At 66.3% G+C, this 12,181-nt stretch carries 15 protein-coding genes; 4 read left to right on the top strand and 11 right to left on the bottom strand.

The genetic code is table 11. From position 1 onward, the window contains the following. The first annotated feature begins 16 nt into the window (after positions 1–16). A complete protein-coding gene (locus tag DSD19_RS02460; protein ID WP_113668413.1) occupies positions 17–478 on the top strand; it encodes a DUF4174 domain-containing protein in 462 nt (153 codons plus the stop codon). Positions 479–567: 89 nt separating this feature from the next. Here the strand turns inward: DSD19_RS02460 and DSD19_RS02455 are convergent, their stop codons facing one another. From DSD19_RS02455 to DSD19_RS02425, 8 genes are all read right to left on the bottom strand, one after another. Beyond that, positions 568–1,239 (bottom strand): hypothetical protein, encoded by a 672-nt coding sequence (locus DSD19_RS02455; protein ID WP_113668412.1) that lies wholly within the window; start codon positions 1,237–1,239, stop codon positions 568–570. Further along, entirely contained in the window at positions 1,236–3,236 is a 2,001-nt protein-coding gene (locus tag DSD19_RS02450) for an acetyl/propionyl/methylcrotonyl-CoA carboxylase subunit alpha (RefSeq protein WP_113668411.1), read from the bottom strand. Before DSD19_RS02450 ends, DSD19_RS02455 begins: the two co-directional genes overlap by 4 nt. Positions 3,237–3,368: 132 nt before the next feature. After that, positions 3,369–3,572, bottom strand: a complete 204-nt coding sequence (locus DSD19_RS02445; RefSeq protein WP_075785116.1) for a hypothetical protein — start codon at positions 3,570–3,572, stop codon at positions 3,369–3,371. Positions 3,573–3,924: 352 nt separating this feature from the next. Beyond that, positions 3,925–4,275, bottom strand: coding sequence for a hypothetical protein (locus tag DSD19_RS02440; RefSeq protein WP_113668410.1), 351 nt, complete (start codon positions 4,273–4,275; stop codon positions 3,925–3,927). 66 nt (positions 4,276–4,341) lie between these two features. After that, the gene (locus tag DSD19_RS22530) at positions 4,342–4,467 is read right to left on the bottom strand and encodes a hypothetical protein (RefSeq protein WP_256359722.1); all 126 of its coding nucleotides are present in this window, start codon (positions 4,465–4,467) and stop codon (positions 4,342–4,344) included. Between the two features lie 198 nt (positions 4,468–4,665). Further along, complete coding sequence (locus DSD19_RS02435; protein ID WP_075785114.1) at positions 4,666–5,064, bottom strand: DUF6497 family protein; 399 nt, start codon at positions 5,062–5,064, stop codon at positions 4,666–4,668. After that, positions 5,064–5,414, bottom strand: a complete 351-nt coding sequence (locus DSD19_RS02430) for a hypothetical protein (protein ID WP_113668409.1) — start codon at positions 5,412–5,414, stop codon at positions 5,064–5,066. The genes DSD19_RS02435 and DSD19_RS02430 overlap by 1 nt, the downstream gene beginning before the upstream one ends. Before the next feature lie 9 nt (positions 5,415–5,423). Beyond that, on the bottom strand, positions 5,424–6,956 hold the full coding sequence (locus DSD19_RS02425; protein ID WP_075785112.1) for an acyl-CoA carboxylase subunit beta: 1,533 nt from the start codon (positions 6,954–6,956) through the stop codon (positions 5,424–5,426). A gap of 188 nt (positions 6,957–7,144) precedes the next feature. Between DSD19_RS02425 and DSD19_RS02420 the strand changes: the two genes are divergently transcribed. The 3 genes from DSD19_RS02420 to DSD19_RS02410 all read left to right on the top strand — a co-directional run bounded on the left by DSD19_RS02420 (position 7,145) and on the right by DSD19_RS02410 (position 10,265). Beyond that, positions 7,145–7,498 carry a DMT family protein gene (locus DSD19_RS02420; RefSeq protein ID WP_113668408.1) on the top strand — a complete coding sequence of 118 codons (354 nt, stop codon included), beginning with the start codon at positions 7,145–7,147 and terminating at the stop codon, positions 7,496–7,498. 45 nt (positions 7,499–7,543) lie between these two features. Then, positions 7,544–8,779: a multidrug effflux MFS transporter gene (locus DSD19_RS02415; protein ID WP_075785110.1), complete on the top strand. Its 1,236-nt coding sequence runs from the start codon at positions 7,544–7,546 to the stop codon at positions 8,777–8,779. Between the two features lie 82 nt (positions 8,780–8,861). Beyond that, a complete protein-coding gene (locus DSD19_RS02410) occupies positions 8,862–10,265 on the top strand; it encodes a short-chain fatty acyl-CoA regulator family protein (RefSeq protein WP_113668407.1) in 1,404 nt (467 codons plus the stop codon). Between the two features lie 10 nt (positions 10,266–10,275). Here DSD19_RS02410 and DSD19_RS02405 read toward each other — a convergent pair whose 3' ends face one another. The 3 genes from DSD19_RS02405 to DSD19_RS02395 form a co-directional block, all read right to left on the bottom strand. After that, positions 10,276–10,521 carry a YdcH family protein gene (locus DSD19_RS02405; RefSeq protein ID WP_113668406.1) on the bottom strand — a complete coding sequence of 82 codons (246 nt, stop codon included), beginning with the start codon at positions 10,519–10,521 and terminating at the stop codon, positions 10,276–10,278. 84 nt (positions 10,522–10,605) lie between these two features. Then, the gene (locus DSD19_RS02400; RefSeq protein ID WP_113668405.1) at positions 10,606–11,172 is read right to left on the bottom strand and encodes a hemerythrin domain-containing protein; all 567 of its coding nucleotides are present in this window, start codon (positions 11,170–11,172) and stop codon (positions 10,606–10,608) included. 47 nt (positions 11,173–11,219) lie between these two features. After that, complete coding sequence (locus DSD19_RS02395; RefSeq protein ID WP_113668404.1) at positions 11,220–12,137, bottom strand: DMT family transporter; 918 nt, start codon at positions 12,135–12,137, stop codon at positions 11,220–11,222. Positions 12,138–12,181: the final 44 nt, after the last annotated feature.

Here is a 12,181-nt window from a genome sequence, read left to right as displayed (position 1 = left end):
GCCGACAGGAGGGCTCATGAAAAAATACCTGACGATCTTGGCATGGGCCGCGCTGGTTCCGCTGGCGGGCACCGCCGATGCGGTCAGCGAACCCGAGCCGCTGGCGCGCTGGGAAGCCGACCGCAGCGTGGTACTGGATGCCGCAGGCGTCCGGCTGTCAGATTTCCACTGGATGGCACGGCCGGTGGTGGTCTTCGCCGACAGCCCGGCCGATCCGCAATACCGGACCCAGATGCAGCTTCTGACCGACCGCATCGACGAGCTCGCCGAACGCGATGTGGTGGTGATCGCCGATACCGACCCCGAGGCCCAGACCGAGCTGCGCACGAAACTGCGCCCGCGCGGCTTCATGCTGGTGCTGATCGGCAAGGATGGCGGCGTGAAGTTCCGCAAGCCCCTGCCCTGGAACGTGCGCGAGATTTCCCGCTCGATCGACAAGATCCCGCTGCGCCAGCAGGAGATCCGCGACCGGCGCTGATGAGCCCTGCGCTTGCGCAAGGGCGCGCGCTCGCCTATCCTTGGCAGGCTCTCAACGGAGATGTTAGATGGCAAGTCCACGCAACACCCCTATTCCGGTGACCGGCCGGACCGGACCGCGCCCGGGCTACTGATCCGCGACGCCGCTCTGGCGGCGGCGCCTGCCGTGTCGAACCCGGCCGAAATTTCCCTTGTGATACGGGCCTCTTCCTCCATGGCTCCGTTCCGGCCGTCCGTAGCATAGGCATCGATCATCCGCAGCGCGAAATGGCCATCATGGAAGGCCTGCACCTTCAGCGCGATATAATCCTCGTACATCGCGATCCGCCGCTCGGGCTCGAGCGCGCGAAACCGCTCGCCGCGCATGTCAGCGGTCATCGCCTCGATGGCGAAAAGCTGGCTGTAGTAGGAGACGACCGGGTCGATGGTCACGCGCGGCAGGATATGGATTTCGGCCACCAGAGCCCGGAAGACGGTATCGTTCCTTTCGCGCGGGATCAGCGGCACGAAACCCGGATCGTCCCGCATCCGCGCCGCCATCGCGTCGCGATAGGCGGCCAGGGCCTCGGGGCTGTCAAGATTGGCCAGACAGGACGCGATTTCGGCATAAAGCGCCCGGTGCACGTCCCGCGTCCGTTCGGCCCGAAGCGCGGCCGCCACCCGCCGGTTCTGCCAGCCGTTCACGATCCAGCCGATGGCCACGAAGGCCCCGGCAACGATCGCCTGCCAGATCCGGGCGTCGATGGCGGCCACAGAGATCATTCGAATTCCATGATCACTTCGTCGACGGCGAGGCTCTGCCCCGGACCGGCGTTGATCCTGGAAACGATGCCCTTCTTCTCGGCGCGCAGCGTGTTCTGCATCTTCATCGCCTCGACGACGCACAGCGCCTGGCCCTCCTGAACCTCCTGGCCCTCCTCGACATCGATGGTCACGATCAGACCGGGCATCGGGCAAAGCAGGAACTTCGAGGTATCCGGCGGCAGCTTTTCGGGCATCAGTGCGGCCAGTTCCGCCTGACGGGGCGTGAAGACCTGCGCCTTGATCTCGGCGCCGCGGTGGCGGACCACAAAGCCATGCGACGTGGGCCCGACCTTCAGCACCAGGGGCTCGCCGTCGATATGCAGAACCGCCAGCGGCTGGCCGGGGCGCCAGTCCGAGGTGACCCGGTGATGATCGCCCCCCTGGAACTGGATCGTCGCGCCCTCGTGGTCGGCCGCCACCGTCAGCGGGAAGCGTTCGCCCTGCGCCACCACGACCCAGTCGCCGCCCACGGTGCGTTCGTGATTGTCCATCCGCCCCGAGATGCGGGCACGCCGGATCTCGACCACGCGGAACATTGCAGCGGCGGCGGCGGCCACCTTGCGCAACTCGGGTTCGGGCAGGGTCACGCCTGCAAAGCCGTCGGGATATTCCTCGGCGATGAAGGCGGTCGTGATGTCGCCCGCGCAGAACTTGGGATGGTCCATCACCGCCGAGAGGAACGGCAGGTTGTGCCCGATCCCCTCGACCTCGAAGGCGTCGAGCGCGGTGCGCATCTCGTCGATGGCCTGCGCCCGGGTCGGCGCCCAGGTGCAGAGCTTGGCGATCATCGGGTCGTAGTACATCGAGATCTCGCCGCCCTCGTAGACGCCGGTATCGTTGCGCACCACCGCCGCGTCATGGGAGGATTCCGCCGGCGGCCGGTAGCGGGTCAGCCGCCCGATCGAGGGCAGGAAGTTGCGGTACGGGTCCTCGGCGTAAAGCCGGCTTTCCATGGCCCAGCCGTTGATCTTCAGATCCTTCTGCGCGAAGGGCAGCGTCTTTCCGGCCGCGACATTGATCATCTGCTCGACCAGGTCGATGCCGGTGATCAACTCGGTCACCGGATGTTCCACCTGCAGACGGGTGTTCATCTCGAGGAAATAGAAGTTCCTGTCGCCATCGACGATGAACTCGACGGTGCCCGCGCTGCAATAGCCCACGGCGCGCGCCAGCGCGACCGCCTGCTCGCCCATGGCCTTGCGGGTCGCCTCGTCGAGGAAGGGCGAGGGCGCCTCTTCGATGACCTTCTGGTTGCGGCGCTGGATCGAGCATTCGCGTTCATGCAGATAGACGCAGTTGCCATGCTTGTCGGCCAGCACCTGGATCTCGATATGGCGGGGCTGGGTGACGAATTTCTCGATGAAGATCCGGTCGTCGCCGAAGCTGTTGGCCGCCTCGTTCTTCGAGGCCTGGAAGCCCTCGCGCGCCTCCTGGTCGTTCCAGGCGATCCGCATGCCCTTGCCGCCGCCGCCCGCGGAGGCCTTGATCATCACCGGATAGCCGATCTGCTGGCTGATCCTGACGGCCTCGTCGGCATCCTCGATCAGGCCCATGTAGCCCGGCACCGTCGAGACGCCCGCCTCGGCCGCGAGCTTCTTCGAGGTGATCTTGTCGCCCATCGCCTCGATGGCACTGGCGGGCGGGCCGATGAAGGCGACCCCGGCCTTCTCAAGCGCCTCGGCGAACAGCCGGTTCTCGGACAGGAAGCCATAGCCCGGATGCACCGCCTGGGCGCCGCTTTCCCTGATCGCGGCCATGATCTTGTCGATCACGATGTAGGACTGGTTCGCGGGCGGGGGACCGATATGGATCGCCTCGTCGGCCATCTGCACATGCAGCGCATGACGGTCGGCGTCGGAATAGACCGCCACCGTCTTGATGCCCATCTTGCGGGCGGTCTTGATGACCCGGCAGGCGATCTCCCCCCGGTTCGCGATCAGGATCTTGTCGAACATCTCTGTCCCTTCCAGCGTTCCGCCCGGACGAGCCCGCCCCGGCGCTTACAAAGCAAAGGGCCACCGGGGCGCGCCGCCCCGATGACCCTCACAGACTCGCATGCCGACGGGCCAGCGGCCCGCCGGTTCAGATCAGCGGCACACGCCCGCGTCGTCGCACATGGCCCCGCCAAGCGCGCCGATCGCGGCACCGGCCGCAACGTTGGTATCGAGCACATCCGCGATGAGCGCGCCGCCGAGGCCGCCCGCGACAGCGCGCTGGCTGTCATTGGACATGTTGCATCCGGCCAGCATGCCTGCTGCGGCCAGCAGCACGAGAAACTTTGGACTGGGCATTCTACTCCGCCTCCACGGATCTTGTTGTTGCGCGCGCAAGATACCGGCAAGAGGCGCCCGGCGAAACGAAAATGCGCAGGACTGTTGCCCTGGACAGGAACAATCGGCCGCGCAAGGCGCCAGTCGGAACGGATCACGGGGAGGGTCGGCCTGACCCGGAAAATTGGGTCAGGCCTGGGGGTTGGGGAAGGGTAACGGTAGAAATAAGCAGATTGCGCTAGGGGTAAATCGCCAACCTGCCGGGTATCACTGTCACCGGAACCGGAACAAAAGAAAAGAGCACAACGCAGGGGAGAGCGGGTTTGAGCAATTTCCCGCCGATCCCGAAATGCGTTGGGCAGATTCGTGCGCATCATTGCCCCTCGAAGATCTCGGGGAAGGCCGCCATGGCGCGGTCGAGATCGACGCGCAGCAGCGCCTCGTAGCTTTCGGGATCGAACGGCTCTTCCGCCGGCACCACCTCGCGGCCCAGCAGCCAGGACAGTCGTCCGGCATCGAGATTGCCACGTTCGAACGGCTCGTCGCCGAACTGCTCGATGAGCGCGGCAAGAAAGCCCGCATCGGCCCGGCGGTCGGCCGGGCGCCGATCGGCGAAGCGTTCGCGCGCGATCAGACGGGACGCCCCGTCCTTGTTCGCGCGGCGGATCGTGAACTGGAAGTCCGTCCCGGGCAGGCGGGAGGGGAATCCCCGGTGTTTCAGCATGGCGCGCCTCCGTGGGGACCGGGGCGCGGCGAAGCCGGGGCGGGCTGCGCCCGCCCCTCGCCCCGATCAGTACTTGTTATAGGTCGGTTCGGGCTGAACCGGTTCGACATAGACCACTTCTTCCTTCTGGGCACAGGCCGCAACGAAGGCGACGAGCGAAAGGGCGAAAAGGGTCTTGACGCATTTGGACATGGGACACTCCCGTCTGGTTTCGGCGCGGGCTGGAACCCGTCACCTGACTTATGGAAGGCCGCCCGCAGGCGACCTTCGGGGAGGATAGACCAAACTTCCGGCTTTGCACATGCCGCCCCGGCGACACGCGGCAGTTGTGGCGGGAACAGCGCAGGGCCGCTCACCGCAAGGGCAAGACAGGCGAAATACGGCATAGGCTCAGAACCCTTCCCAGATGCAATGCCCCGCCTCGGGGCGATAGGCCTCGAAGAACTGGGTGGCCTCGGGGTCCGATTGCCCGAAGGGCACCGGGCGGTCCATCAGCGTGATGACGATCTGCGCCGGTTCCGGGCCCGCCTCGGACAGACGCGACAGCGCGAAATGCTCGCACAGATAGTCCATGTCACCCTGCGCCTCTTCGGGCGTCAGCATGCCCCCCTCGCGCCCGATCTCCGGGGCAAGAAACCGGAACCGCACGGTCAGCCCGGCCGGTCCGGGTTCGCCGGTGACGGTGTCGAGATGGGTCACCGACTGGCCCGACGGCACATCGACCACCGTGCCGGTGCCGCCCAGCACCAGCACCGCCGCCGCCAGAAGGAACGCGCGCCCGGCCGCCATCATGCCAGGCCTTCGATCCGCGCCCGGGCAAGCCAGCGCGCCCGGTGGACGGGGCTGGTCAGCAAGGCGGCGATCCGGGCCTCGCAATCGAGACGCGGGAAAGGGGCTGCGGCGCGACCTCCGGCGCTTACCCGCAGCCCCTGCCCCTCCTCCTCGACCCGTATGACCGGCGAGAACCCACGCAGATCCTGCAGCATGCGCCACAGATCCTGACGGATCTGCAAGGCCAGCCGGCCCTTGCGGGCGGGCGGGAAAGCCGCGCTCGCGCAAAGGTCGAAGCGCACGGGAAGCTGCCGCGCCATCGTCAGCGCGCCCTCCTCCCGCAGCATGTGCCAGCCCCGCATCGCCATTCGTCCGGCCTAAAGCGGAATGTTGTCGTGCTTCTTCCAGGCCGTCTCGCGGCGCTTGCCCCGAAGCGAGGCAAAGGCGCGGCAGACCCGGCGGCGGGTCGAGCGGGGCTGGATCACCTCGTCGATGAAGCCGCGTTCGGCCGCCACGAAGGGGTTGGCAAAGCGGTCCTCGTAATCCTTGGTGCGCCGCGCGATCTTGTCGGCGTCGCCCAGTTCGGACCGGTAGAGGATCTCGGTCGCGCCCTTGGCGCCCATCACCGCGATCTCGGCCGTGGGCCAGGCGTAGTTGAAGTCGCCCCGCAGGTGTTTCGAGGACATCACGTCATAGGCGCCGCCATAGGCCTTGCGGGTGATGACCGTCACCTTCGGCACCGTCGCCTCGCCATAGGCGAACAGCAACTTGGCGCCGTGCTTGATGACCCCGCCATATTCCTGGCCCGTCCCCGGCAGGAAGCCCGGCACGTCGACGAAGGTCAGGATCGGGATCTCGAAGCAGTCGCAGAAGCGGACGAAACGCGCCGCCTTGCGCGAGCTGTCGATGTCGAGGCAGCCCGCCAGCACCATCGGCTGGTTCGCGACGACGCCGACCGTCTGGCCTTCGAGCCGGACGAAGCCGGTGATGATGTTCTTGGCGAAATCGGCCTGGATCTCGTAGAAATCGCCCTCGTCCGCGACCTTCAGGATCAGTTCCTTCATGTCGTAAGGCGTGTTCGGATTGTCGGGGATCAGCGTGTCGAGGCTGGCATCGACCCGGCCGGGCTCGTCGAAGAAGGGCCGCACCGGCGGCTTCTCGCGGTTGTTCAGCGGCAGGAAATCGACCAGCCGGCGCACCTGGTAAAGCGCCTCGACATCGTTCTCGAAGGCGCCGTCGGCGACCGAGGATTTCTTGGTATGGGTCGAGGCGCCGCCCAGTTCCTCGGCGGTGACGACCTCGTTGGTGACGGTCTTCACCACATCGGGTCCCGTCACAAACATGTAGGACGAATCGCGCACCATGAAGATGAAGTCGGTCATGGCCGGGCTGTAGACCGCGCCGCCTGCGCAGGGGCCCATGATGACCGAGATCTGCGGCACCACGCCCGAGGCCTCGATATTGCGCTGGAACACCTCGGCATAGCCCGCGAGCGAGGCCACGCCTTCTTGGATGCGGGCGCCGCCCGAATCGTTCAGCCCGATCACCGGCGCGCCGTTCTGCACGGCCATGTCCATGATCTTGCAGATTTTCTGGGCGTGGGTTTCGGACAGCGACCCGCCGAAGACGGTGAAATCCTGGCTGAAGACATAGACCATGCGGCCGTTGACCGTGCCCCAGCCGGTGACGACGCCGTCGCCATAGGGACGGCTTTCCTCCATCCCGAAATCGGTGCAGCGATGGGCGACAAACATGTCGAATTCCTCGAACGAGCCCTCGTCCAGCAGCAGTTCGATCCGCTCGCGCGCCGTCAGCTTGCCCTTGGCGTGCTGGCTTTCGATCCGCCGCTCGCCGCCGCCCAGGCGAGCGATGCTGCGGCGGCGCTCGAGTTCGTTGAGGATATCTTTCATCGGCGATGCCCCTTACGGAAATTTTCGGCAACCTAGCCATGTGGTCAGCTTCATCAAAGTGTTAAACGGTAAATTTGCAAACTATTTTCCGCAGCTGTGATGCATATTGCAAATTGGCAAATATCATGGACAGATCGCCCTGTCATGCCATATCGCCAAAGGCGCTGCCCACCCTCCGGAGCCCCCTCATGCCCGCCCTGCCGGTGCCCGTCGTCACGATCGGCCTTCTCGTCCTGTCCAACATCTTCATGACCTTCGCCTGGTACGGGCATCTCAAGTTCAAGGCGGCGCCGCTGGCCGTGGTGATCGTCGCCAGCTGGGGCATCGCCTTCTTCGAATACCTGCTGCAGGTCCCCGCGAACCGGATCGGCCACGGGCATTTCTCGGCGGCCCAGCTGAAGACGCTTCAGGAGGTCATCACCCTGACCGTTTTCTGCGGCTTCTCTGTGCTCTATCTCGGCGAAGAGCTGCATTGGAATCATGCGCTTGGCTTCGTCTTCATCGGGCTTGGCGCGTTCTTCATCTTCCACCGCTGGTCCTAGCCGATCCCGCTGGACAAGAGCCGCTTTGCCCCCTACCCGGAAGTCATGATGCCGCAGCCCAAAGTCCGTTTTCTGGACCGCACCACACCGCCGCATGTGTTGACCCTGGTCCTGCTGGCCGGCCTGCCGGCCCTGACCATGAACATCTTCCTGCCGTCGCTGCCGCAGATGGCCGCGCATTTCGGCACCGACTATGGTGTGATGCAGCTGTCGGTCGCGGCCTATCTGGCGGTGAACGCGGTGCTGCAGCTGATGATCGGGCCGATCTCGGACCGCTACGGGCGGCGGCCGGTCCTGCTGATCTCGACCGCGCTTTTCCTGGTCGCCACGCTGGGTTGCATGCTGGCCCCGTCGGTCGAGGTCTTCATGGCCTTCCGCATGGCTCAGGCAGTGATCGTCACCGGCATGGTGCTGAGCCGGGCGGTGGTCCGCGACATGGTGGCCGACAGCCAGGCGGCCTCGATGATCGGCTATGTCACCATGGGCATGGCGCTGGTGCCGATGATCGGCCCGACCATCGGCGGCGTGCTGGACGAGATCTGGGGCTGGCAATCGACCTTCGCAGCCCTGGTCGTGGCCGGGATCGGCGTGCTGGCGCTGGTCTGGGCCGATCTGGGCGAGACCGCGGCACCGCAGGATGTCAGCCTGCTGGGCCAGTTCCGCCAGTATCCGGAACTGGTGCGCTCGCGCCGGTTCTGGGGCTATGCGCTGACCGCCGCTTTTGCGTCGGGCGCCTTCTTTGCCTATCTCGGCGGCGCGCCCTTCGTGGGCAGCCATGTCTTCGGGCTCTCGCCGTCGACGCTGGGCCTTTATTTCGGGATCGTGGCGGTCGGCTACATGGGGGGTAACTACCTGTCGGGGCGCTATTCGGTCCGGGTGGGCATCAACGGCATGATCTTCTGGGGCACGCTGATCGGGCTGGTCGCACCGGCGCTCTCGATGGCGCTGTTCGGCCTTGGATTGCTGCACCCGATGGCCTTCTTCGGAGCGATGTCGCTGGTGGGGCTTGGCAATGGCATGGTGCTGCCCAACGCCATTGCCGGGACGCTGTCGGTGCGCCCGCACCTGGCGGGTACGGCCAGCGGGCTGGGCGGGGCGATCATGATCGGCGGCGGCGCGGCGCTATCGGCGCTGGCGGGCGCGCTGCTGAAGCCCGGCACCGGGGCCTGGCCGCTGCTGATCATCATGGCCGCAACCTCGGCGGCCGCGGTCCTCGCGGTGCTTTACGTGCGCTGGATCGACAGCCGCGAAGGCCCCATCGCGTCGATGCCGAAAGGCTGAGCCCCGATTTGAGCCCCGGCTTGCGCGGCCGCTTTGCAAAAGCTACCACGAGAGGTGGCAAATCCGCAAAGCGAGGGCCGCCATGGCGACACGCAAACTCTATGCAGGCGTCAAGCTGCGCGAGACACGGACGCGGCTGGGGCTGACCCAGAAGGATTTCGCGGCCCGGCTGGGGATCTCGCTGCCCTATCTGAACCAGATGGAAAACAACAACCGTCCGGTCTCGTCCTCGGTTCTGCTGGCGCTGGCCTCGGAATTCGGTTTCGATGTGACAGAGCTGTCCGAAGGCGATGCCGAACGCCTGGTCAGCGACATGCGCGAGGCGCTGGCCGACCCGGTCTTCAGCGATCTGGCCCCGCCGCTGGCCGATCTCCGGCTCGCCGCCTCGAACGCCCCGGCGCTGGCCCGCGCCTTTCTGGAACTGCACCGCGCCTATCGCCAAAGCCATGAACGGCTCGCCTCGCTGGACGAGGCGCTGGGGCGCGAAGATGCGACCCTGGGACCGTCCCCGTGGGAAGAGGTGCGCGACTTCTTTCACTATTGCGACAATTACATCGACGCGGTGGACCGGGCAGCGGAACGTTTCGCGCGCGGGCCGGAAAGCGGCCCCGACCCCGAACAGCGCGCCTTGTCGGCATTGGAGTCCCAAGGCATATCTCTGATATTAAAAGATATCCCAGGACTTCGCGCCTATGACGAAGGCAGCCGGACGCTGACCCTGTCCAGCCATCTGCGCGGCCCGACCCGGCGGTTTCAGTTATTGCACCAAATTGCGCTTCTGACACAATCTCAACTGCTGGAAGCCACGCTGGACCTCGCCCGGTTCCAAAGCCCGGCGGCGCGGGCCATCGCCCGGATCGGCATGGCAAACTATTTCGCGGGCGCGGCGCTGCTGCCCTATAACCGCTTCCTCGAGGCGGCGCAGGAGACCCGCCATGACCTGGAACTGCTGGCCGACCGCTTCGGTGCGTCGATCGAGCAGGTGGCCCACAGGCTCTCGACCCTGCAGCGCCCCGGCGCCAAGGGGCTGCCCTTCTTCTTCGTGCGGGTCGATCAGGCCGGCACGATCACCAAGCGCCACTCGACCACGCGGTTGCAATTCGCGCGGTTCGGGGGCGCCTGCCCGCTCTGGAACGTGCATCGCGCCTTCGAGACGCCGGGGCGGTTCCTGCGCCAGCTGGCCGAGACGCCGGACGGGCTGCGCTATGTGTCGCTGGCCCGCGACGTATCGAAACCCGGCGGCGCCTGGCGTGCCCCGGTCCGGCGCTATGCCATCAGCCTGGGCTGCGAGGTGCGCCATGCCGACCAGCTGGTCTATGCCGACGATCTCGATACCGGAAATTCCGCCGCCTACGAACCCATCGGGATCTCGTGCCGGATCTGCGAACGCCGCGACTGCCACCAGCGCGCCGTGCCGCCGCTGGAACGGCGGCTGACGGTCGACGCCAATCGGCGCGGCCTGCTTCCCTACGAGGTCGCCGACTGAGGCTGCGGCCTCAGGCCGAGGCGTGGTTGAGGATGCGGACCAGTTCGTCCTTCAGATGCATCCGCGTCTTGCGCATCTCGGTCAGGTGCAGGTCGTCGGTGGGCTCGACATCGGTCTCGGCCCGGTGCACCGCGCCGTTGATCTCGTGATATTCCTGAAAGAGGCGCGCGAAATGGGCGTCGCTGTCCTTCAGCGCCTCGATCAGACGCGCCTTGTCGGGAAAATCCGCGGCAAGCTCGTGCGGCGTGTGGGTCATGGCCCCCTCCTGTGCTCCCATACCTGAAACGAAGCCTAGGAGCCGGGGACCGGCGCCGTCCTTGACACCGATCAAAGGCGCGGCTCAGCCGACAAGCCCCTCACCGTGCCGCAGAAGGATCGGCACGACGATTTCTTCCTCGTCGAACAGGTGGCGGTCGAGGACCCCGCCGAATCGGTCGAGCCGCACCCGAAGCCGCCCGGCCGCGTCGTGCTGCACCTCGGGCGCTGCCTGGACCAGCCCGCCCACCGCTGTCGCCAGATCGTCGAGATGCTCTTCGAGCGCGTGATGATCGGCATCGAGGATCTCGAAGCCCGCGCCCAGCCGTGGCTCGAGCAACGCAAGCTGAGGGAAATAATGCAGATCCTCGATCTTGTGATGGCCGTAAAGTTCGCTGAGCAGGATCGCGGCCTGGCGCCGGATGGCGCGGACCACATGCTCGGGCGGTGCTTCGCCGTCGCAAAGGCGGCGGGCCACGTCTTCCATCTGCGCCAGAAGCGACCGAAACATGATATGCCGGTCCAGCCAGAAGCGGGTCACCCCATCGAGGGGCACGGTGCTGTCCCAGAGATCGCGCGGATAATCCGCCAGCAATACCCTCAACGTCTCGGGAAGGCCGGTTCTCTGGCCCAATGCGCAATCGTCTTTCATGGATCTGACGCTAGCGCGGCGGCCAGTCCGCTCAAGCCCGGCTGACGCTACGTTTCCGGCAGATGGGTCGGCGGCGTCACCGCGCGCCGTTTATGGACCGCCTCGCGCCAGGTGATGAAGACGACCGATCCGATGATCATGCCCCCGCCCAGCAGCACCCAGCCATCGACCGCCTCGCCGAAGGCCAGCCAGCCCACCAGCGTGGCCCAGACCAGTTGCAGGAAGGTGATCGGCTGGGTCACGGTCAGCGGCGCGGCGCGGAAGGCACGGGTCATGGTGTAATGTCCGGCGGTGGCGAAAAGGGCGACCAGGAACAGCCCCGCCACCTGATCCCAGCGCGGTGTGACCCAGACCGCCAGCGCGACCGGTGCCAGCACGACGGTCACCGCAATCGACATCATCGCCACCACCACCACCGCATCGTCGCGTTCGCTCAGCAGCTTGGCGGTCAGATAGGAGATGCCGAAAAGGACGGCCGTGAACAGCATCGCGACATGACCGTCCGAGATTTCGCGAAAGCCCGGGCGCAGGATCACCAGCACCCCCAGAAAGGCGGCGGCAATGGCCAGAATGCGCCGCGCCGCCAGCCGCTCGCCGAACAGAAGCGCGGCGCCCAGGGTGACGTAGATCGGGTTGAGGTAGTTCATCGCCGTGACCTCGGCGACCGGGATCCGGGTCATCGCGAAGAACCAGCAGATCACGCCCAGCGCGTGGGCCAGACCGCGCCCGCCGTACAGCATCATCCGGCCCCGGTCCATCCGCAGGCGCATAAGCCGCCCCAGCACCGGCAGCAGGAAGACAAGCCCAAGCACATAGCGCAGAAAGGCCGATTGCGCCGCCGGGATGCCCTGCCCCGAGAGCTTCACCAGCGCGGTCACCGCCACAAAACACACCCCGGTCACCAGCATCCAGAGAATGCCCGCGACCGGGTTCTGGCCCCTTGCGGGCACCGACTGCATCGCCATGTCTTCCCGCTTGCCACGCCGGGGATCGCCATGCAAGCGCGGCC

Source organism: Rhodovulum sp. BSW8 (genome assembly GCF_003314725.1).
GTDB classification, from domain to species: Bacteria; Pseudomonadota; Alphaproteobacteria; order Rhodobacterales; family Rhodobacteraceae; genus Rhodovulum; species Rhodovulum visakhapatnamense.
Note: the sequence above shows the minus strand (reverse complement) of the source record. Positions and strands in the feature narration are given on the sequence as shown.